Here is a 21,872-nt window from a genome sequence, read left to right as displayed (position 1 = left end):
ATCCATGAGCACCAACATCGGCGACCCCGGCCACGGACACTCGCCCGCCGCCTGGACGGCCGTCGTGATCATGCTCGTGGCTGTCGCGCTCGGCGTCGTCTTCTACTGGCTGGACATGGCCCCGCTCGTGTGGGCGTCGGGCGTTCTGCTGGTCATCGGTCTCATCGTCGGATGGGTCATGGCCAAGGCGGGCTGGGGCGTCAAGGGCCCCAAGTACCAGCCGAAAGCCCACTGACGTGCTGGCCGACCTCACGGCCGGCGCGGTTCAGGACGCAGAGGATCGCGCCGTCGCGCGTCCTCTCTCGGTCGTCGAGATAGACGCCCTCGCCCAGCCGCCCGCCCGTGATGCCCTCGCCGCGCTCGCACCGGCCGACCGCGTCAAGATCATCGCCGAGGTCAAGCGGGCCAGCCCCTCGCGCGGTGACCTCGCGACGATCCCCGACCCCGCCCTGCAGGCTCTGCGCTACCAGGAGGGCGGTGCATCCGCCGTCTCGGTGCTGACCGAAGGCCGCCGCTTCAAAGGGAGCCTCGCCGACCTCGAGGCCGTCAAGGCAGCCGTGCAGGTGCCCGTGCTGCGCAAGGACTTCATCGCCACCGAGTACCAGGTGCTCGAAGCGCGCGCGTCGGGCGCCGACCTCGTCCTGCTCATCGTCGCCGCTCTCGCGCAGCCCGTTCTCACGCGCCTGCACGCCCTCGTGCTCGAGCTCGGCATGACGCCGCTCGTCGAGACCCACAGCGCGAGCGAGGTCGACACGGCCGCCGATCTCGGCGCACGCCTCATCGGCGTCAACGCACGGGACCTGTCGACCTTCGACCTGGACCGCGACCTCTTCGGCCGTCTCGTCGACCGGATCCCGACCGACGCCGTCCGGATCGCCGAATCGGCCGTTCTGTCTCCCGCCGACGTGACGCATTACCGCTCCGCGGGTGCCGACGTCGTCCTCGTGGGCGAGGCCCTCGTGACGAACGATCCCGTGGCGACGCTGCGGGCCTTCGTCGAGGCCGGATCATGAGCCTGCGGGCGGCATCCGGGCCGTTCTTCGGCGACTTCGGCGGTCGCTTCATGCCGGAGTCGCTCATCGCGGCCATCGACGAGCTCACCGCAGAATACGAATCCGCGAAGGCCGATCCGGCGTTCCAGGCCGAGTTCGTCCGCCTCCTGCACACGTACGCCGGTCGTCCCTCGGCACTGACCGAGGTTCCCCGCTTCGCCGAGCACGCCGGGGGAGCCCGGGTCTTCCTCAAGCGCGAAGACCTCAACCACACCGGCTCGCACAAGATCAACAACGTGCTCGGCCAGGCTCTCCTGACCAAGCGCCTCGGCAAGACCCGCGTCATCGCCGAGACCGGCGCGGGACAGCACGGCGTCGCGACCGCGACGGCGGCGGCCCTGTTCGGCTTCGACTGCACGATCTACATGGGCGAGGTCGACACCGAGCGCCAGGCGCTCAATGTCGCGCGCATGCGGCTGCTCGGCGCCGAGGTGATCCCCGTCACGACCGGGTCGCGCACCCTCAAGGACGCCATCAACGACGCGTACCGCGACTGGGTCGCCACGGTCGAGAACACGAACTACGTCTTCGGCACGGCCGCGGGCCCGCACCCGTTCCCCGCCATGGTGCGCGACTTCCAGAAGGTCATCTCCGAAGAGGCGCGCCAGCAGCTCCTCGATGAGACCGGCCGGCTCCCCGACGCAGTCCTCGCGTGCGTCGGCGGCGGCTCCAACGCGATCGGCATGTTCGACGCGTTCCTCGACGACGACGACGTACGGCTGTACGGGGTCGAAGCGGCCGGCGACGGCGTCGACACCGACCGGCACGCGGCATCCATCGAGCGCGGGCGCCCCGGCGTGCTGCACGGGGCGAAGACCTACGTGCTGCAGGACGAGGACGGCCAGACGGTCGAGTCGCACTCCATCTCGGCGGGTCTGGACTACCCGGGCGTCGGCCCCGAGCACGCGTGGCTCGCCGACATCGGCCGCGCGCAGTACATCCCCGCGACCGATGACGAGGCGATGCAAGCGCTGCGGCTGCTGTCGCGCACCGAGGGCATCATCCCCGCGATCGAGTCGGCGCACGCCCTGGCCGGTGCCCTGCGCATCGGACGCGAGCTCGGTCCCGACGCGATCCTCGCCGTCAACCTGTCCGGTCGCGGCGACAAGGACATGGACACCGCCGCGCGCTACTTCGAGCTGTACGACGAGGAGTCGCCCGTCGACGCAGCTGTGCCCGATGAATCGGCCAAGGGCGACGGGGTGAAGCTGTGACCGCGTCACGGGTCGCCGCGGCGATCGACAAGGCGCACGCACAGGGCCGCGGAGCCTTCATCGGCTATCTGCCGCTCGGTTTTCCCGATCTGCAGACGAGCATCGAGGCCGCCGTCACGCTCGCCGAGAACGGCGCCGACGTCATCGAACTCGGTCCTCCCTACTCCGACCCCGTCATGGACGGCACCGTCATCCAGGAGGCGACCCAGACGGCTCTGGCCGCCGGGTTCCGCCTGCGCGACACGTTCACCGCCATCCGCGAGATCACGGCGCGCGTCGATGTGCCCGTGCTCGTCATGACGTACTGGAACCCCGTCATGCAGTACGGCGTGGACCGCTACGCCGACGATCTCGCCGCCGCGGGCGGCGCGGGACTCATCACCCCGGACATCACGCCCGAGGCGGCGTCCGAGTGGATCGCCGCGAGCGAGCGCACGGGGCTGGACCGCATCTTCCTCGCCGCGCCCACCTCGACCGACGAGCGCCTCGACCTCATCATCGAGAAGTCCACGGGCTTCATCTACACGGTGTCGACGATGGGCATCACGGGGGAGCGCGCGCAACTGGATGCCGCGGCTCGAACACTCGTCGAGCGTCTCCGGGCCCGCGGGGCCGGTCACGCGTGCGTCGGGATCGGCATCTCGACGGCCGATCAGGTTGCCGGCGTCGTCGAGTACGCCGACGGCGCGATCGTCGGAACCGCCCTCGTGCGTGCCCTGCGCGATCGCGGACTCGAGGGTCTCGCGACCGAGACACGCGCGCTCACGGCCGGCACGGTCACGAACACCGTCTCCGACAACTAAACTCGCACTCATGCTTTCCTCCGCCGCGGGCGTCGTCGCCAGCATCCCGAGCCCCGACATCAGCTCGTTCTCGATCGGTCCGCTGACGATCCACATCTACGCCCTGTGCATCATCACGGGCATCATCGTCGCGGTGTTCATGACGAACCACCGACTCACCAAGCGCGGCGCCGAGCCCTGGGTCGTGATCGACATCAGCCTCCTCGCCGTCCCGCTGGCGATCATCGTCGCGCGGTTCTACCACGTCTTCACCCACGCGAGCTTCTACTTCGCCGACGGACGCGAGTGGTGGAACCCGTTCGTGAAGGACGCCATCTGGAACGTGTGGGACGGCGGCATCGCCATCTACGGCGCCCTCATCGGCGGGGCGATCGGAGCCTGGCTCGGCTGCCGTTGGACGGGCATCCGCTTCTGGACGTTCGCCGACGCCCTCGCGCCGGGTCTTCTGCTCGCGCAGGCGATCGGGCGGTTCGGCAACTGGTTCAACCAGGAGCTCTTCGGCACTCCGACCGATCTGCCGTGGGGCCTCGAGATCGACTACCCGAACCCCGCGTGGCCCATCGGGCTGCCCGAGGACACACTGTTCCACCCGACCTTCCTCTACGAAGTCATCTGGAACGTGCTCGGCGTGATCGTGCTGCTGTGGGCGGGTCGCAAGCTGCGTCTGCAATGGGGCCGCCTGTTCGCGCTCTATCTCATCTGGTACAGCGCGGGCCGCATCGTGTGGGAGTCGATCCGCATCGACCCGAGCGACGTCATCTTCGGTCTGCGCACGAACGTGTGGGCAGCGATCGTGGGCGTCGTCGTGGGCCTCGTCATCCTGTTCGTGCAGGCTCGGCGCCACACCGCCGACGAACCCTCCCCGTACCGACCGGGGCGCGAGTGGAAGCGCGACGGGGCTGTACAATCGCAGACACCCGACTACGTCGACGTCAGCGAACCGCCGACCGACACGGTCGAAGAGACCACCGCCACAAGCACAGTCGCCACGAAGTAGCATCCCGCGCACTTCGTCCACCGGGCCGACGACGTCCCCCTCTCCACTCAGTGAGGACGGTTCCTATGGGCGTGAGCCCGTTTTCTGGCGAGCCGAGCGGATTTCCCCCCGCTCAGGGCATGTACAACCCCGCCTTCGAGAAGGATGCGTGCGGTCTCGCGATGGTCGCGACGCTGCGCGGCACCCCCGGCCACGACATCGTCGACCACGCGCTGACGGCGCTGCGCAATCTCGAGCACCGCGGCGCGATCGGCTCTGACGCCGGCACGGGCGACGGAGCAGGCATCCTGACGCAGATCCCCGACGCGTTCCTGCGCGCCGTCGTCGACTTCGACCTGCCGCCGGTCGGCGAGTACGCCGTCGGCATGGCCTTCCTGCCGCGCGATGACGCCGAGCGCGCCGCCGTCAAGGACGGGATCGCACGCATCGCCGCCGACGAGGATCTCGTCGTGCTGGGATGGCGGCACGTGCCCACGCGCGAAGAGCACCTCGGCAAGCTCGCACTCGCCGCGCGCCCCGACTTCGAGCAGCTGTTCCTGTCCCGCCCCGCCATCGGCGGCGCTCCGGCCATGTCCGGCCTGTCGCTCGACCGTCTGGTCTTCCGTCTTCGCAAACGCGCCCAACATGAGTTGGGCGCGTATTTTGTTTCCCTGTCGTGCCGCACACTCGGCTACAAGGGCATGGTCACGACGCTGCAGCTCGAGCCGTTCTTCCCCGATCTGTCCGACGAGAGGTTCGCGTGCGAACTGGCCGTCGTGCACTCGCGCTACTCGACCAACACGTTCCCGTCCTGGCCGCTCGCGCAGCCGCTGCGCATGCTCGCGCACAACGGCGAGATCAACACCGTGCGCGGCAACCGCAACTGGATGCGCGCGCGTCAGTCGCAGCTGGAATCGGAGCTGCTGGGCGACATGGCGCCGCTGCTTCCCATCTGCACGCCCGGTGCGAGCGACTCGGCCTCGTTCGACGAAGTGCTCGAGCTCCTCACTCTGACGGGTCGCAGCCTGCCGCACGCCGTCATGATGATGATGCCCGAGGCGTACGAGAAGCAGGCCGACCTGGCCCCCGATCTGCGCGCCTTCTACGACTACCACGCGCTGCAGATGGAGCCGTGGGACGGCCCCGCGGCCCTCATCTTCACCGACGGCACGCTCGTGGGTGCGACGCTCGATCGCAACGGCCTGCGCCCCGGCCGCTGGACGGAGACGACCGACGGCCTCGTCGTGATCGGCAGCGAGACCGGCGTGCTCGAGTTCGAGCCCGAGCGCATCAAGCGCCGCGGCCGCCTGCGGCCGGGCCGCATGTTCATCGTCGACACGGCCGAGGGCCGCATCATCGAAGACGACGAGATCAAGACGCGTCTCGCCCGGCTCGAACCGTGGGAGCTGTGGCTTCGGCAGCGTCTGCAGCTCGAGGAGCTGCCCGATCGCGAGCACATCGTGCACCCGATCGCCTCGATCACGCGTCGTCAGCGCACCTTCGGATACACCGAAGAAGAAGTGCGGGTGCTGCTGACCCCCATGGGGCAGACCGGCGCCGAGCCGCTCGGTGCGATGGGCAGCGACACGCCGGTCGCCGTGCTCAGCGAACGCCCGCGCCTGCTCTTCGACTACTTCACGCAGCAGTTCGCCCAGGTCACCAATCCGCCGCTCGACTCGATCCGCGAAGAGATCGTCACGAGCCTGCGCGCGGGGATCGGTCCCGAGCGCAACCTCCTCGCGTGGGGCCCCGACCACACGCGGCAGATCACCCTCGATTTCCCCGTGCTCGACAACGACGAGCTCGCGAAGATCCAGAACATCCACCGCACGATGCCCGGCCGTCGCGCTGTGACGCTGCGGGGGCTGTATCACTTCGACGCCGGTCCGGGCGTGCTCAAGGAGCGTCTCGATGCCCTGTGCACAGAGGCGGATGCCGCGATCGCCGAGGGCGCCGAGTTCCTCATCCTGTCCGACCGCGACTCGAACAAGGACCTCGTGCCGATCCCGTCGCTGCTCATGCTGTCGGCGGTCCACCACCACCTCATCCGCACCGAGACGCGGATGAAGGTGGGACTCGTCGTCGAGGCGGGCGATGTGCGCGAAGTGCATCACGTCGCGACGCTGCTGGGCTACGGTGCATCCGCCGTCAACCCGTATCTCGCGATGGAGACCGTCGAGCATCTCGTGCGGACGGGCTTCATCACCGGGATCTCGCCCGAGCAGGCCGTGCGCAACGTGATCTACGCGCTCGGCAAGGGCGTGCTGAAGATCATGTCGAAGATGGGCATCTCGACCGTCGCGTCGTATTCCGGAGCGCAGGCGTTCGAAGCCGTCGGTCTCGGGCAGGAGCTCATCGACGCGTACTTCACGGGCACCGAGAGCAAGCTCGGCGGCATCGGGATCGATGAGATCGCGGCCGAGAACCAGGCGCGTCATGATTTCGCCTACCCCGAGGATGCCGCGGCTCGAGCGCACGAGCGGCTCTGGACCGGCGGCGAGTACCAGTGGCGCCGCGACGGGTCGCCGCACCTGTTCGATCCGGACACGGTCTTCCGGCTGCAGCACTCGACGCGCACGCGACGGTACGACATCTTCCGCGAATACACGAAGCTCGTCGATGACCAGGCGCACGAACTGAAGACGCTGCGCGGGCTGTTCCGTCTCAAGACCGGGGAGCGCCCGCCCGTGCCGCTGGACGAGGTGGAGTCGGTGGCATCCATCGTCGCGCGCTTCTCGACGGGAGCCATGAGCTACGGCTCGATCTCGCAGGAGGCCCACGAGACCCTCGCGATCGCGATGAACAGCATCGGCGGCAAATCGAACACGGGGGAGGGTGGCGAGGACGTCGATCGCCTTCTGGATCCCGCGCGCCGCAGCGCGATCAAGCAGGTCGCTTCGGGGCGCTTCGGCGTCACGAGCCTCTACCTGACCGAGGCGGACGACATCCAGATCAAGCTCGCGCAGGGCGCCAAGCCCGGCGAGGGCGGACAGCTGCCGCCGACGAAGGTGTATCCGTGGGTCGCGCGCACACGCCACGCGACGGCCGGCGTGGGGCTCATCTCACCGCCGCCGCACCACGACATCTACTCGATCGAAGACCTCAAGCAGCTCATCTTCGACGTCAAGCGCGCCAACCCGACGGCGCGCGTGCACGTCAAGCTCGTGAGCCAGTCCGGCATCGGCGCGGTCGCAGCCGGCACGGCGAAGGCCCTCGCGGATGTCATCCTCGTCTCGGGGCACGACGGCGGCACGGGTGCGAGTCCGCTGAACTCCCTCAAGCACGCCGGCACTCCGTGGGAGCTGGGTCTGGCCGAGACGCAGCAGACGCTCATGCTCAACGGCATGCGCGACCGCGTCGTCGTGCAGGTCGACGGTCAGCTCAAGACGGGTCGCGACGTCGTCATCGGAGCCCTGCTGGGCGCGGAGGAGTTCGGCTTCGCCACGGCGCCGCTCGTCGTGTCGGGGTGCGTCATGATGCGCGTCTGCCACCTCGACACGTGTCCGGTCGGCGTCGCGACGCAGAACCCGACGCTGCGCGCGCGCTTCACGGGCAAGCCGGAGTTCGTCGTGAACTTCATGGAGTTCATCGCCGAAGAGGTGCGGGAGCTGCTCGCCGAGCTCGGCGTGCGCTCGCTCGACGAGATCGTCGGCCGCACCGAGCTGCTCGATGTCGACGATGCCGTGCGGCACTGGAAGACGGAGGGATTGGATCTGGCGCCGGTCCTGGCAGGTCCGGTGTTCGCCGAGGACGAGCCGCGACGGCATGCGCGCGATCAGGAGCATGGGCTCGACGCGCACTTCGATGTGCCGCTCATCGAACGCGCGCAGCAGGTCATCGCCGACGGCGGGCACATCGTGCTCGACCTTCCGATCCGCAACACCGAGCGCGCCGTCGGGACGCTTCTGGGCCATCACGTGACCCGCGCGCACGGTGAGCACGGTCTGCGCACGGGATCGATCGAGATCAATCTGACGGGTTCGGCCGGTCAGTCCCTGGGGGCGTTCCTGCCCGCCGGGATCACGCTGCGGCTCGAGGGCGACTCGAACGACTATGTCGGCAAAGGCCTCTCCGGCGGACAGATCATCGTGCGGCCTCCCCGGGCGGCCACGTTCGAGGCGGCGCAGAACGTCATCGCCGGCAATGTGATCGGCTACGGGGCGACGCAGGGCACGATGTTCCTCAGCGGCGTCGTGGGGGAGCGGTTCTTCGTGCGCAACTCGGGCGCGACCGCCGTCGTGGAGGGCGTGGGTGATCACGCGCTGGAATACATGACGGGCGGCCTCGCCGTCATCCTCGGCACGACCGGACGAAATCTGGGCGCCGGGATGTCGGGAGGAACCGCATACGTGCACCGGCTCGATCCGGCCCTGGTCAACCGCGAGGCGCTCGCGAACGGCGAGCTCGAACTCGGCCCGCTCGGCTCGGGTGACGCGGCGATGCTTCGCGACCTGCTCGAACAGCACGTCGCGCAGACGGGCTCGGTGCGCGCGGCATCCCTGCTCGAGGACTTCGAGACCGAGGTCCGCAACTTCGTCCGCGTCCTGCCGCGGGACTACGCCGCTGTCCTGGATGCGCGACGGGTCGCCGTCGCCGAGGGACTCGATCCCGACGGCGACATCGTATGGAACCGCATCCTGGAGGTGACGGGTGGCTGACCCGAAGGGCTTTCTGAAGATCACGGAGCGGGAGCTGCCGGCACGCCGCCCCGTTCCCGTTCGGATCATGGACTGGAAAGAGGTCTATGAGCCCGGCGACAGCGCCGTCCTGCGCCGTCAAGCGGGCCGGTGCATGGACTGCGGAGTGCCGTTCTGCCACCGCGGATGCCCCCTGGGCAACCTCATCCCGGAGTGGAACGACCTCACGTGGCGTGGCGAAGGCCGGGCGGCGAGCGAGCGGCTGCACGCGACCAACAACTTCCCCGAGTTCACGGGGCGGCTGTGCCCGGCCCCGTGCGAGAGCTCGTGCGTGCTGGGGATCAACCAGCCCGCCGTGACGATCAAGCAGATCGAGGTGTCGATCGCCGACGAGGCGTTCGGCAAGGGATGGATCGAACCCGAGCCGCCGGGACGGCTCACGGGCAGGACCGTGGCCGTCGTCGGCTCGGGACCTGCCGGGCTCGCCGCTGCCCAGCAGCTGACGCGCGCGGGTCACACCGTCGCGGTCTTCGAACGCGACGACCGCATCGGCGGGCTGCTGCGGTACGGCATCCCCGACTTCAAGATGGAGAAGAAGCACCTCGAGGCGCGCCTGCGTCAGATGCAGGACGAGGGCACGCGCTTCCGCGCCGGCGTCGAGATCGGCGTGGACCTGTCGTGGGACGACCTGCGGACGCGTTACGACGCCGTCGTCGTCGCGACGGGCGCGACGGTCGCACGTGAGCTGCCCCTTCCGGGGCGCGAGCTCGACGGCGTGCACGTCGCGATGGAGTACCTCGTGGAGTCCAACCGCGCGGGCGCGGGCGATGTCGTGCCGAACCAGATCACGGCTGCGGGAAAGCACGTCGTCGTGATCGGCGGCGGTGACACGGGAGCGGACTGCATCGGCACGGCGCACCGCCAGGGCGCCCTCAGCGTCACGAACCTGGCGATCGGCCGGCGCCCGCCAGGGGAGCGGCCCGGTCATCAGCCGTGGCCCACGGCTCCGGTCCTGTTCGAGGTGCAGTCGGCGCACGAGGAGGGCGGTGAGCGCTCGTACCTCGCCTCGACCGTCGAGTTCGTCGGCAACGGCGCGGGCGAGGTCCGCGCGCTGCGTGTCGCCGAGACCGAGTTCATCGACGGGCGTCGCGTGCCCAAAGCCGGCACGGAGCGGGAGATCCCCGCCGACCTCGTGCTCATCGCGATGGGGTTCACCGGTCCCGAACGTGCGCTCCTCGAGGATCAGCTCGGCACGCGCTTCACCGAACGCGGCATCCCCTCTCGCGACTCCGACTTCCAGACGAGCGCCCCCGGGGTGTTCGTCGCGGGAGATGCCGGCCGCGGGCAGTCGCTCATCGTGTGGGCGATCGCCGAGGGACGCTCGGTCGCCGCGGCGGTGGATGCGTTCCTGATGGGCGGCACGCAGCTGTCGGCGCCCGTGCGACCCGACGATGTCGCCATCGGCCTGCCGCCCGCGTAGGCTGGCGGAAGCTTCCCCCCACTTCGCACACCACGGAAGAAAGCACGGATGAGACGCGCAAAAATCGTCGCCACCCTGGGTCCCGCAACTTCGTCGTATGAGATGGTCCGCGCGATCATCGATGCCGGCGTCGACGTCGCTCGGCTGAACCTGAGCCACGGCGACTACTCGATCCACGAGAGCAACTTCGCCAACGTGCGGAAGGCCGCCGAAGACGCCCAGCGCGCCGTCGCGATCCTCGTCGACCTGCAGGGGCCCAAGATCCGGCTCGGCAAGTTCGAGAACGGGCCGCACGAGCTCGCCGTCGGCGACATCTTCAAGATCACCACCGAGGACATCCTCGGCACGAAGGAGATCGTGTCGACGACGTTCAAGGGGCTGCCCCAAGACGTCGCGCCGGGGGACTTCCTGCTGATCGACGACGGCAAGGTGCGCGTCGAAGTGATCGAGACCGACGGCACGGTCGTCACGACCAAAGTCATCGTCGCCGGTCCCGTCTCGAACAACAAGGGCATCAACCTGCCCGGCGTCGCGGTCAACGTGCCGGCGCTGTCGGAGAAGGACGAAGCCGATCTGCGCTGGGGCCTGCAGGCCGGAGCGGACTTCATCGCCTTGTCGTTCGTACGCTCGGCGAAAGACGTGCAGCGCGTGCACGTCATCATGGCCGAAGAAGGACGCCACGTTCCCGTCATCGCGAAGATCGAGAAGCCGCAGGCGGTCGAGAACCTCGAGGAGATCATCGACGCGTTCGACGGCATCATGGTCGCCCGCGGCGACCTCGGCGTCGAGCTTCCGCTCGAGGCCGTGCCGATCGTGCAGAAGCGCGCCGTCGAGCTGTGCCGTCGCATGGCCAAGCCGGTCATCGTCGCGACGCAGATGCTCGAGTCGATGATCGACAACCCCGTTCCCACGCGCGCCGAGACGAGTGACGTCGCCAACGCCGTGCTCGACGGCGCCGACGCCGTCATGCTGTCGGGCGAGACGAGCGTCGGACGCTATCCCGTCGTCGTCGTCGAGACGATGGCCCGCATCATCGCGTCCACCGAGGAGCACGGCCTGGAGCGCATCCAGCCGTTCACGACGAAGCCCCGCACGCAGGGCGGGGCGATCACGCTCGCCGCGCTCGAGGTCGCCGACTTCGTCGAGGCGAAGTACCTCTGCATCTTCACCGAGTCCGGCGACACGGCGCGGCGCATGTCACGTCTTCGCCCCGGCATCCCGATGCTCGGATTCACGCCCGAACCCGGCATCCGCCGCCGCATGGCGATCACGTGGGGCGTTCAGTCCACGCTCGTCGAGCATGTGCCGCACACCGACCGGATGTTCATCCAGGTCGACGACTACCTGCTCGCCAACGACCTCGCCGCCGTCGGCGACAAGGTCGTTGTGATCTCGGGATCGCCTCCCGGGATCATCGGGTCGACGAACGACATCCGCATCCACAAGGTGGGCGACGCCGTGCACGGCAAGGCACCCATCTACCGCGAGTAGCGGCAGGCGAACGACGAAGGCGGTCACCCGGGGGGGGTGACCGCCTTCGTCGTCGGTCGCGTCGAGACGCGCACGCGCGACCTACATGAGCTTGGTGGACTGCAGCATGCCTTCCATCTTCTCGTTGAGGCCGATCAACGGCTTGCGCAGCACGAGTCCCAGCAGGAGCATCGGGACCATGAACGCGAGCAGCCAGCCCAGCGAGATCCACAAGTCCGCCTGGTAGATCCCCGCCAACGCGGCCCGGAACGCATCGATGGCGTGCGTGGCGGGCAGGAACGGGCTGACGTTCTGGAACCACTCGGGCAGCAGCGACAGCGGATACGCACCGCCCGCGCCGGCCACCTGGATGACGAGCAGGAACACCGCGAGCGCCTTGCCGGCGTCGCTGAACGATACGACCAGCGTGTAGATGAGGAACGTGAACACGAGCGAGGTCGTCCACCCCACGAGCATGAACAGGAACGGATGCACCGGATCGAGCCCGACGAGCAGGATGTTGCCGAGGAACACCAACGTGCTCTGCGCCAGACCCAGCAGCGCGAAGATCGCGTAGCGTCCGAGGAACTGCTGGTGGAGCTTGAGCTGCGGCCCACCTTCGGACGCACGCGTGGGCGGAGCCACACGCAGCGTCACCGCCATGAGCAGAGCCCCCACCCACAGCGACAGGACGGTATAGAGGGGCGCCATCCCCGCACCGAAGCTCACCACGGGGTAGACCGCGATCCGGTCCAGGCCGATGGGCTGTGCGATCGCCCGGGCGAGAACCGAGGGGTTCGTGCCGATGATCTTGCCGATCATGCTGAAGTCGCCCGAGTCGATGGCACTGGACAGCGCATCCTGCACGCGGTCCACCGAGTCGGCGGCCGTGGCCAGCGCGTCCGCGAGCGCCCGGTTGTCCTGCGCGGCGGTCACGAGGAGAGATGCCGCTCCCTCCGCCACACGCGTGACCTCGGACACGTCCCCGCCGATGGCGTCCAACCCGGCACCGACGACGGCGAGTTCTGCCCCCATCTGGTCGAAAGTGGGCTTCAGGTCGTTCGCGTACACGCTGTTCGCGCTGTCCAGTGCCGACTGTGCCGCGGCGATCCGGCTGTCGAACTGACCGCGGAACCGCTGGGCGTCGGCGTTGCCCGATGCGATTCCGTCAGCGGTCTCCTGCAGGCGCGCTTGGAGTGCCTGCTCCTGCGCGATCGCGGCGTCGAGGCTGTCGATGATCGCCGCGAACGCCGGTGCGTCCTCTTCGGGAATGTTCGGCTGGACATCGTCGACGAGCCGTTCCCGCAACGCCTCCTGCTTGCTGATGAGGTCGGCGAGCTGAGCGGACATCTCGTCGATCATGGCGATGGTCGCACCGGCATCCGCATCCACTGCCGAGAAGATCCTGTCGACCTGGCCTTCGAAGCGGCCGAGCTGCGCACTGCTGGCCTCGAACGCCGTCGTCAGTGCCTGCGTGGCCTGCGCGATCGCGCCGCCCGCCTCCTGCGCCGCTGCGAGGCCTTCCTTCACCTTGCCCGTCGCCGCCGAGAACTCGGATTCGACCGTACCCAGCAGGCTCGTCGTGCTCTCCACGAGCGGCACGCTCGACTCGAGCAGAGCGGTGAACATGCTCGCCGTCCCGGACGCGGCGCGCAGCTGCACGCCGACCTGACCGACGTGCGCCTCGATGCGGGCGAACGCGGCCTGCGATTCCGAGTCGCTCAATGACTTCGACAGCGACGAGACCAGGCTGAGCGCGATGTTGCTGAGCTCCTGGGTGAACTCCGCGTTGATCTTCGCGGAGAGGTCATCGGCCCCCTCGCTCGTGATGAGAGGCGCGAGCGGATTCGATTTGTCGTTCGTGTAGTAGTCGATCTGCGTGCGCTGAGACCCCGCGGTGTAGAACGTCAGCATGCGTTCGCTGAAGTCCTTCGGCAGCACCATCGCGGCATAGTATTCGCCGGATGTGGTGCCGGCGATGGCATCCTCTTCCGACGTGATGATCCAATCGAGCTGGTCGTTCGCGCGCAGGGCCGACTCGACGATGCTGCCGATGTTGACGTGCATCGGGATGAGCGCACTGGTGTACCCCTCGTCGACGCTCGCGACGGCGACCTTCAGGTTCTTCGTGTTGTCGAACGGCTCCCAGCTGCCGATGACGTTGAACCAGGTGAACGCAGACGGGATCACGATCAGGCCGCACAGCACGATCACCGACATCACGTTGCTGGTGGCGCGGCGCAGATCGGCGCGGAACAGCTCCCAGATGCCGCTCACTTGCGCGCCTCCACTTCGGCGAGTTCTCGACGTATCTCCGCGTCAGGCATCTCACTCACCTCGGTCGAGAGCCGCAGGCTGTAGCGGATGTACTCGAGCGTGATGAGGGCCGCGAACACGATCACGAGCCAGAGGATCCACAGACCCACGAACTCGGTCTTGTCGTCCGGGAAGATCATGGCCAGACCGGCGAGGAAGAAGATGCCGAACAAGCCGATCGCGATGATCGCGGTGCGCACCTTCCGATAGGAGCGCGCGAAGGGGAGTGCGCGTTTGGCCAGCCGCTGCGTGTACCTCTCACGGTTCGCCAGCGCACGCAGCAGGTGGTTCAGGCGGAAGCCGGGGCCCGAGGGTGCGCCGGCCTCCGATGTGAACAGCTCCGTCGCGCCGACCTGCTGTGTGAACAGTCGTGTGAGGTTGGACACGCCTCGACGCAGCACGAGCCCCAGGAAGAACGCCAGGGCGACGAAGAGCAGCAGCGTTCCCATGTAGCGCCAGTACGCGAGCCCCGCGAAGCCGCTGATCACCTCGCGCATGGCGTCGATGCCGTAGGTGAACGGGAAGAAGGGGTACAGCGACTGGAAGAACTCCGGCATGAGCTGGATGGGATAGATCCCCGAAGCCCCGGGAATCTGCATGATCACCAGGATCACGACCAGGCCCTTGCCGATGTAGCCGAACGTGACCGAGAGGGCATAGATGATGCTCAGATAGCTCAGTCCGATCAGGATCGGCGTGATGACGAAGACGAACGGGTTGACGTGCTGCACGCCGATGATGAGGTTGCCGATGCTGAGCGTGATGGCCTGCATCACGGCGATCGAGGCGAACAGCATCCAGCGACCGAGGTAGCCCTGCCGCTCCGTCAGACCGGGCACCTCTTCGTCGTCGACCTCGAGCTTGAGGATGACGACCAGCACGAACGCGCCGATCCACAGTGAGAGGTTGATGAACAGGGCAGCCATCAGCGACCCGTAGGTCTTGGTCGGGAAGATGGTGTGCTGATCCACGACCACCGGCGTCGACATGAACTGCGCGATCTGCTCGGGATCCAGCGAGGTGAGGGTCTGCAGCTCCTGCCACGCGGCCGCACCGCCCACGGCGCGCAGGTCCGTCACGGCGGCACCCATGTCCCCTTCGAGCGTGGCCAGGTCCGCGTCGAGGCTCGCGAGCGCTGCCGAGGTCTGAGCGAGCTGGTCGTCGAGGCCCGACAGCAGGCCGGACGCTTCTCCCAGGAGCGTGCGCTGCGCGTCGACACCCGCCGAGAGGGAGTCCGTCGCGGCCGTCACCCTGCCGATCGCGGCGATGGCCGCTGCCGCGCCCTGCGCGACCTCGGCGGATCCGATGACGTGGCCGGTCGTGGCTTCACCGGCGAGGCGCAGAAGATCGGACTGCGCCTTGTCGGAAAGAGCACGGACGTCGCTCAGTGAGCCTTGGACGCCGCCGAGCGCACCGTCGATGTCCGAGAGAGTGACGACGCCCCTCTGCAGCCCTTCGCGGGTTGACTGGAGCCCCGTCTGCAGCTCCCCGACGTGGTCACGGGTCTGCGCGACGATCTGCGCAGCCGCTTCCAGATCGTCGATGATCTTGGCCTCGGCATCCAGCAGGTCCTGCTCGGCGACCCCGCCGCCGGTCTTGATCGCCGTCGCGACGGCGCTGGCGACCTGCTTGGTGAAGGCGTCCGTCATCTGCGTCTGGACGGTCGTGGCGCCCGTGTCGGTGATCTCGGGTGCGACCCCGTTCAGCTTCTCATTGACGTAGTAGAGCAGCTTGGGCTGGGTGAAGTCGCCCGTGGTGAGGCTGAGCAGGTCTGCCGTGAATGTCGCCGGCACGACGAAGGCGGCATAGCTCTCACCGCTCTTGATCGATGCCATGGCCTCGTCCTCGGACAGGAAGTGCCAACCCAGATCGTCGTTGTCTTTGAGCTGCGCCACCAACTGGTCGCCGACATTCAGGTCGCCGGTGAGCGAGGTCGAACCGCCCTCGTCGAGATTGACGACGGCGATGCTGAGGTTCTTCGTGTTGTCGAAGGGATCCCAGAACGCGACGATGTTGAACCACGCGTAGAGGCACGGCGTGATGAGCGCTCCGCCGATGATGACCCACGCCAGGGGCACCCGCCCGAAACGCTTGAGATCGCGAAGGAAAACACGCCACACGTTGCGCATACTTCGGTCGCCTCCCGTGAATACCCAACTGTTCGCACTCAGTCGCAAAGGCTGAGGATCGGCGCACGAAATCGGCTCTCTGTCCGCCGCGCCCACCATATCCATTGGGTCGATTCGATCAGGCCCGTGTTTCGGGCTCGAACGCCGGTCCCGACGCAGATTCCGCGCAAACACTGGGATCGAAGCCGGGTTAGCCCGGGGTGACGCCCGGGGTGAACTTTCCCCGGCGGCCCGTGGTCGACCCGTTCGTCCGCGGATGCGGACCGACGCCGTCGACGTCTTCACCGACCTCGCGAAGACGAGTGAAGTACCGGTGGTGGGAGTCGAACCCACACGCCCTCGCGGGCAACCGATTTTGAGTCGGTCGCGTCTGCCATTCCGCCACACCGGCGCACGCGCGATCTGCCGGCGCGCTGCCGCGAACGACGATACCGTAGGATTCAATGGTGACTGAGCTCGACCAGCCCGTTGGGGCACCCGCATCCGCACCTCGTCGTGTCGTCGTGGCAGAGGATGAATCGCTCATCCGCCTCGACATCGTCGAGATCCTCCGCGACAACGGCTTCGACGTCGTCGGCGAGGCGGGCGACGGCGAGACCGCCGTTCAGCTCGCCACCGAGCTGCGCCCGGATCTGGTGATCATGGATGTGAAGATGCCGCAGCTCGACGGCATCTCGGCCGCCGAGAAGCTCAGCAAGAACCACATCGCGCCCGTCGTGCTCCTGACGGCCTTCAGCCAGAAGGAGCTCGTCGAGCGCGCGAGCGAGGCCGGCGCCCTCGCGTACGTCGTGAAGCCGTTCACGCCGAACGACCTGCTGCCGGCCATCGAGATCGCCCTCGCCCGCTACGAGCAGATCATCACGCTCGAAGCCGAGGTCGCCGACATGGTCGAGCGCTTCGAGACCCGCAAGCTCGTCGACCGGGCGAAGGGCCTGCTCAACGAGAAGATGGGTCTGTCCGAGCCCGAGGCCTTCCGCTGGATCCAGAAAGCCTCGATGGATCGCCGCCTCACGATGCAGGACGTCGCGAAGGCCATCATCGAGCAGCTCGCGCCCAAGAAGGACTGACGCCGCATTCTGCCTGACGTCGCGGCGCGCGTCGAGCCGTCGCATCCGCTCGCGGAAGTCGGCAGAGTCGACGGATGGATACCGCGCTGTTCACCGGATTCGCCGCCGGCTACGTGCTGCTGCTCGCCTGGGGCATCGCCCTCGGGGTGCGGCACGGCTGGCTGACACCGGCGAACCTGCCGCTTCTCGTCCTGGGCGGCCTCGTCTACGACAACACCGTGATCGCCGCCGGGGCCGCGATCGGCGAGGGCGCGCTTCTCGAGGGGCTCAGCGCCGGACGGTTCTGGGTGCACGCGTTCGTGACGCCCCTGCTCGTCGTCTGGTCATGGCACGCCGTACGGCGCGCCGGTCAGCCGTGGGCGAGCACGCGCATCGCGGCTGTCGTGGCGGTCGTCATCACCGCGGCGCTGATCGTGTTCGAGATCGTCACGGTGCTCGCGGGTCTGACCCTGGAACCCGGAACCGAGTACGGGGTGCTCAGCTATTCCGACGCGGATGCCGCCGGCCCGCCGATCATGGTGCTCTTCGTCGCCGCGGCGCTCATCCTGGCGGGGTTCTTCGTCTGGCGCCGTCAAGGCTGGATCTGGCTCCTGGTCGGCGCCGTCATCATGACGGTGGGAAGCGCCGTCCCGATCCCGCTCGACAGCGGGGCCGTCACGAACGCGTTCGAACTCGCGCTGCTCGTCTCGATCCTCGCGACGAAGGCCCGCCAGGACCGGTTCGAGGCGAAGCAGAAGCGGGATGCCGCGGCTCAGGCCTGAGGTCGCTCGGTGATCATGTTGGTGATGCGCACGGTCGAGCATCGCCGGCCCTGATCGTCGGTGACGACGATCTCATGGACGGTCATCGACCGGCCGAGGTGGATCGGCGTGCACACGCCCGTGACGACTCCGCTCGTCGCCGCGCGCGTGTGGGTCGCGTTGACATCGATGCCCAGGGCGAGACGGCCGGGGCCGGCGTGCAGATTCGCCGCCATCGAGCCGAGCGATTCGCCGAGAACGACATAGGCGCCGCCGTGCATGAGCCCGACGGGTTGCGTGTTGCCCTCGACCGGCATCGTGGCGACGCAACGCTGCACCGAGAACTCGGTGAACTCCATGCCCATCTTCTCGGCGAGGGCGCCGCCCCCGTGTGCGGTGAGCCACTCGTGCGCGTCGACAGCGGCGGGGGTTGAGACGGGCTCTGGCATGGGTCTCGCTTTCGGACGCTGTCGCACCTCGCGTCTACGCTGGGAGGGTGACGGACTCCGCAAAGCCTACTCTTCTCGTCGTCGACGGCCATTCGCTCGCGTACCGGGCGTTCTTCGCTCTTCCGGTCGACAACTTCACGACGAAGGACGGCCAGCACACCAACGGGATCTACGGGTTCCTGGCGATGCTGGTCAACCTCATCAAGGCCGAGAAGCCGACGCACCTCGCGGTCGCGTTCGACACGTCGCGCCAATCGTTCCGCACCCGCGAGTACGCGGAGTACAAGGCGAACCGGTCCGAGAGCCCGGCCGAGTTCAAGGGCCAGATCCCCCTGCTGCAGGACTGCCTCGCGGCGATGCGCATCCCCGTGCTCTTCCAGGAAGACATCGAGGCCGACGACATTCTCGCGACGCTCGCGACGCAGGGCGCTGAAGCGGGCTTCTCGGTGCTCGTGTGCTCGGGCGACCGCGACACGATCCAGCTCGTCACCGACGACGTCACGCTGCTCTATCCCAACGTGCAGGGCGTCTCGCAGCTCAAGCGCTACGACCGTGACGCCGTCATCGAGCGCTACGGCGTGCCTCCCGAGCAGTACCCCGACGTCGCGGCCCTCGTCGGTGAGACGAGCGACAACCTGCCCGGCGTACCCAAGGTGGGCGAGAAGACGGCGGTGAAGTGGCTCACGCAGTTCGGCTCGCTCGATGCGCTGCTCGACGGAGCCGACACGATCAAGGGGGTCGTCGGCGGCAACCTGCGCGACAACATCGACGCCGTGCGCCGCAATCGCGCGCTCAACCGGCTGCTGCGCGACGTCGAGCTCCCCGTCCGCCCCGCTGATCTCGAAGTGCAGCCGATCGACGCCCAGGCCGTGCGTGACATCTTCGCGAGGCTCGAGTTCCGCACGCTCCTGCCGCGCGTCTTCGAGGCAGCGGGTGAGCAGGCCACGGCATCCGCAACGACCCCGGCACCCGAGATGCCGCCCGTGCGCGAGCTGTCCGCTGCAGACCTGGCGGCGTGGCTGGCAGACAAAGAAGGCGCCGTCGGTGTGACCGTCACGACCGAGGGCGGGCTGCCGCATCGCATCGGGCTCGCGCGCGCCGACGAGGTCGTCGAGGTGTGGTGGTCTCCCGACGTCGCCGCGGCGGTCGCGCCGTGGCTGGCCGATGCCGACGACGCCGTCTACGCCGACGCGAAGCCGCAGGTCAAGGCGCTGCGCCGCGCGGGTCTTGCCGTCGGCAATCTCGCCTTCGACGTCATCCTCGCCGGATGGCTGCTGCGCCCGAGCTTTCCCGACAAGAAGCTCGCCGATCTCGTCGACCGCTACCTCGGCGAGAAGCTTCCCGAGGCCGACCCCACCCAGCTCGTCCCCGAGACCGAGGGGGCCACGCCCGGGCAGCTGTCGTGGTTCATCCTGCGTGTCGCCGAGGCGCTGCGGGCCGAGCTTCCCGCGCCGGTCACCCGCGTGCTCGACGAGATCGAATTGCCGACGCTGCTGACCCTCGCCGACATGGAACTCGCCGGCGTCGCCGTGTCGCACGACAACCTCTCCTCGTTCTCCGCCGAACTGGCCGCACGCGCCGACGCGATCGCGCAGGAGGCGTATGCGACGATCGGCCGCGAAGTGAACCTCGGTTCACCCAAGCAGCTGCAGGAGGTGCTCTTCGAAGAGCTGCAGCTGCCGAAGACCCGCAAGACGAAGACCGGCTATTCGACGGATGCCGCTGTGCTGGCCGATCTGCAGGAGAGCAATCCGCACCCCTTCCTCGGTCAACTGCTGCAGCACCGCGAAGCGACGAAGCTGCGACAGATCATCGAATCGCTCGACGCCGCCATCGGCGACGACGGGCGGATCCGCACGACGTATCTGCAGACCGGCAGCCAGACGGGGCGTCTGTCGAGCACCGACCCTAACCTGCAGAACATTCCGATCCGCACCGAAGAGAGCCGGCGCATCCGTTCGGCGTTCCAGGTCGGCACCGGCTACGACACCCTGCTGACGGCGGACTACTCGCAGATCGAGATGCGCATCATGGCGCACCTGTCCGAAGATCCCGGGCTCATCGAGGCGTTCAATTCGGGGGAGGACCTGCACCGCTTCGTCGGCGCACGCGTCTTCTCGGTCGACCCCGCCGACGTGACACCTCAGATGCGCACGAAGGTCAAGGCCATGTCGTACGGCCTCGTCTACGGTCTGTCGGCGTTCGGCCTGTCGAAGCAGCTGAGGATCGATCAGTCCGAGGCGAAGCAGCTCATGATGGAGTACTTCGCCCGCTTCGGCGCCGTGCGCGACTATCTGCGCTCGTCGGTCGAGCAGGCGCGCATCGACGGCTACACCGAGACGATCTTCGGCCGCCGTCGACCGTTCCCCGACCTGGCGAGCCCCAACCGGGTGCTGCGCGAGAACGCCGAACGCGCCGCGCTCAATGCACCGATTCAGGGCAGCGCCGCCGACATCATGAAGGTCGCACTGTTCCGCATCCACGAAGAGTTCCATGCCGAGGGTCTGACCTCGCGCGTGCTGCTGCAGATCCACGACGAGCTCGTCGTCGAGGTCGCCCCGGGGGAGTGGGATGCCGCTGAACGCGTCGTCCGCGAGCGTATGGGGGATGCTGCGCAGCTGTCCGTGCCCCTCGATGTGCAGATCGGCCGGGGCGGGGACTGGAACGAGGCCGGCCACTAGCACGACCGCTCGCTCAACGACAGATCTGCCCTTCATTGCGAGCGTCATTGCGGAGGGCATCCACCTCTTGCTCCTCCCGTCGAAACCATCACGAGGGCTGCGCACGGGACGCGCCCATCGTTCACCCTGTTCGCAGCAGTTCCCATTTTGATCTTGCTCGCCAATTGTGGAGGTCGCTAGCCTCAACCGCATCGCCCAGTCAGCTACGCCGAAAGGAAATCTGATGCGAAAACTCATTCTCGCGGGGGTTGGCATGGCACTTGGAGGATTCGTCATTGGCACTCTGGCCGTGAGTGCGGTGACCGAGCCCACAGTGGATCACGTGCCAAAGCCCCATAGAACCTCGGCGTCGCAACCGATCGACCGCACATATGACGCTCCCACGCCTGCCGTGAGCGTAATCCCAGGAGCGATCGGCACCAACGAAGGTGGACAATCGTATGGGCAGTGGGGCGAGGCTGAGGGACTCGTTCTTGTTGAAGCGATCGCAACCAACGGACAGATCGGGTACGTCTACACAGCTGACCTCGCTGCACCTCGGATGGACGAGGAACTAACCCCCGAGGAGGCCGCAAAACTGCAGCCAACGACCCGCATGATCCCCGTCTATTTGACAGATGGCGTCACGCAAGTAGGCGAGTTCAAGGTCGGTGGCGCGATCGTGGGCGAGGGAGAATCCGATGAGAAGTGACCGCACCATGAATGATCGTGCCAGACGACGAGTGGGCGTCGGGCTTGGAGTGACTCCGCTTGCCGGACTGATAGTCGGGTTGGGAAGTGGCGCCGCCCACGCCATTACATACTCCAGTTGGCAAACGTTCGGTAGCCCCACTTCGTATCAGGCAAGGGCCTACACCA

Annotated in this window: 15 protein-coding genes and 1 tRNA gene; 12 read left to right on the top strand and 4 right to left on the bottom strand. The window is 67.7% G+C overall.

Annotated features, from left to right (window positions below; all coding sequences use genetic code 11):
• Positions 1–4 precede the first annotated feature (4 nt).
• The 8 genes from ACWICD_RS07975 (at position 5) to pyk (ending at position 11,653) form a co-directional block, all read left to right on the top strand.
• On the top strand, positions 5–235 hold the full coding sequence (locus ACWICD_RS07975; protein WP_376126017.1) for a DUF6704 family protein: 231 nt from the start codon (positions 5–7) through the stop codon (positions 233–235).
• A 1-nt stretch (position 236) separates the two neighbouring features.
• Positions 237–1,013 carry an indole-3-glycerol phosphate synthase TrpC gene (gene trpC, locus ACWICD_RS07970; RefSeq protein WP_376126020.1) on the top strand — a complete coding sequence of 259 codons (777 nt, stop codon included), beginning with the start codon at positions 237–239 and terminating at the stop codon, positions 1,011–1,013.
• The gene (gene trpB / locus ACWICD_RS07965; RefSeq protein WP_376126023.1) at positions 1,010–2,266 is read left to right on the top strand and encodes a tryptophan synthase subunit beta; all 1,257 of its coding nucleotides are present in this window, start codon (positions 1,010–1,012) and stop codon (positions 2,264–2,266) included. The genes trpC and trpB overlap by 4 nt, the downstream gene beginning before the upstream one ends.
• Positions 2,263–3,069, top strand: a complete 807-nt coding sequence (gene trpA, locus ACWICD_RS07960; RefSeq protein ID WP_376126025.1) for a tryptophan synthase subunit alpha — start codon at positions 2,263–2,265, stop codon at positions 3,067–3,069. Before trpB ends, trpA begins: the two co-directional genes overlap by 4 nt.
• 10 nt (positions 3,070–3,079) lie before the next feature.
• On the top strand, positions 3,080–4,066 hold the full coding sequence (lgt, locus tag ACWICD_RS07955; RefSeq protein WP_376126028.1) for a prolipoprotein diacylglyceryl transferase: 987 nt from the start codon (positions 3,080–3,082) through the stop codon (positions 4,064–4,066).
• A gap of 65 nt (positions 4,067–4,131) precedes the next feature.
• Positions 4,132–8,703 (top strand): glutamate synthase large subunit, encoded by a 4,572-nt coding sequence (gene gltB, locus ACWICD_RS07950; protein ID WP_376126031.1) that lies wholly within the window; start codon positions 4,132–4,134, stop codon positions 8,701–8,703.
• On the top strand, positions 8,696–10,162 hold the full coding sequence (locus tag ACWICD_RS07945; protein ID WP_454139863.1) for a glutamate synthase subunit beta: 1,467 nt from the start codon (positions 8,696–8,698) through the stop codon (positions 10,160–10,162). The genes gltB and ACWICD_RS07945 overlap by 8 nt, the downstream gene beginning before the upstream one ends.
• A gap of 48 nt (positions 10,163–10,210) precedes the next feature.
• On the top strand, positions 10,211–11,653 hold the full coding sequence (gene pyk / locus ACWICD_RS07940) for a pyruvate kinase (RefSeq protein ID WP_376126037.1): 1,443 nt from the start codon (positions 10,211–10,213) through the stop codon (positions 11,651–11,653).
• An 81-nt stretch (positions 11,654–11,734) separates the two neighbouring features.
• On the opposite strand, the gene ACWICD_RS07935 is transcribed toward pyk, so the two are convergent.
• The 3 genes from ACWICD_RS07935 to ACWICD_RS07925 form a co-directional block, all read right to left on the bottom strand.
• The gene (locus ACWICD_RS07935; protein ID WP_454139862.1) at positions 11,735–13,909 is read right to left on the bottom strand and encodes a YhgE/Pip family protein; all 2,175 of its coding nucleotides are present in this window, start codon (positions 13,907–13,909) and stop codon (positions 11,735–11,737) included.
• Complete coding sequence (locus ACWICD_RS07930; protein WP_376126042.1) at positions 13,906–16,068, bottom strand: YhgE/Pip domain-containing protein; 2,163 nt, start codon at positions 16,066–16,068, stop codon at positions 13,906–13,908. Before ACWICD_RS07930 ends, ACWICD_RS07935 begins: the two co-directional genes overlap by 4 nt.
• A gap of 317 nt (positions 16,069–16,385) precedes the next feature.
• Positions 16,386–16,468 (bottom strand) — tRNA-Leu (locus tag ACWICD_RS07925).
• Positions 16,469–16,523: 55 nt separating this feature from the next.
• Between ACWICD_RS07925 and ACWICD_RS07920 the strand changes: the two genes are divergently transcribed.
• Positions 16,524–17,144, top strand: a complete 621-nt coding sequence (locus ACWICD_RS07920) for an ANTAR domain-containing response regulator (RefSeq protein WP_376126045.1) — start codon at positions 16,524–16,526, stop codon at positions 17,142–17,144.
• Positions 17,145–17,218: 74 nt separating this feature from the next.
• Positions 17,219–17,905, top strand: a complete 687-nt coding sequence (locus ACWICD_RS07915) for a hypothetical protein (RefSeq protein WP_454139861.1) — start codon at positions 17,219–17,221, stop codon at positions 17,903–17,905.
• Here the strand turns inward: ACWICD_RS07915 and ACWICD_RS07910 are convergent.
• Complete coding sequence (locus tag ACWICD_RS07910) at positions 17,896–18,333, bottom strand: hotdog fold thioesterase (protein ID WP_454139860.1); 438 nt, start codon at positions 18,331–18,333, stop codon at positions 17,896–17,898. The genes ACWICD_RS07915 and ACWICD_RS07910 overlap by 10 nt on opposite strands.
• 47 nt (positions 18,334–18,380) lie before the next feature.
• On the opposite strand from ACWICD_RS07910, the gene polA reads away from it, so the two are divergent.
• Positions 18,381–21,014: a DNA polymerase I gene (gene polA / locus ACWICD_RS07905; protein ID WP_454139859.1), complete on the top strand. Its 2,634-nt coding sequence runs from the start codon at positions 18,381–18,383 to the stop codon at positions 21,012–21,014.
• Between the two features lie 223 nt (positions 21,015–21,237).
• On the top strand, positions 21,238–21,705 hold the full coding sequence (locus ACWICD_RS07900) for a hypothetical protein (protein ID WP_454139858.1): 468 nt from the start codon (positions 21,238–21,240) through the stop codon (positions 21,703–21,705).
• The last annotated feature ends 167 nt before the right edge of the window (positions 21,706–21,872 follow it).

This window comes from Microbacterium sp. NPDC055357 (genome assembly GCF_053644835.1).
The sequence above is the reverse complement of the archived record's forward strand: the minus strand, read 5'-3'. Positions and strand labels throughout refer to the sequence as shown.

Excerpts from the sequence above, each read along its gene's own strand:
- ACWICD_RS07975 (WP_376126017.1), top strand. The coding sequence starts at position 5 with ATGAGCACCAACATCGGCGACCCCGGCCACGGACACTCGCCCGCCGCC.
- trpB (WP_376126023.1), top strand. The coding sequence starts at position 1,010 with ATGAGCCTGCGGGCGGCATCCGGGCCGTTCTTCGGCGACTTCGGCGGT.
- lgt (WP_376126028.1), top strand. The coding sequence starts at position 3,080 with ATGCTTTCCTCCGCCGCGGGCGTCGTCGCCAGCATCCCGAGCCCCGAC.
- gltB (WP_376126031.1), top strand. The coding sequence starts at position 4,132 with ATGGGCGTGAGCCCGTTTTCTGGCGAGCCGAGCGGATTTCCCCCCGCT.
- pyk (WP_376126037.1), top strand. The coding sequence starts at position 10,211 with ATGAGACGCGCAAAAATCGTCGCCACCCTGGGTCCCGCAACTTCGTCG.
- ACWICD_RS07915 (WP_454139861.1), top strand. The coding sequence starts at position 17,219 with ATGGATACCGCGCTGTTCACCGGATTCGCCGCCGGCTACGTGCTGCTG.
- ACWICD_RS07910 (WP_454139860.1), bottom strand. The coding sequence starts at position 18,333 with ATGCCAGAGCCCGTCTCAACCCCCGCCGCTGTCGACGCGCACGAGTGG.
- ACWICD_RS07900 (WP_454139858.1), top strand. The coding sequence starts at position 21,238 with ATGCGAAAACTCATTCTCGCGGGGGTTGGCATGGCACTTGGAGGATTC.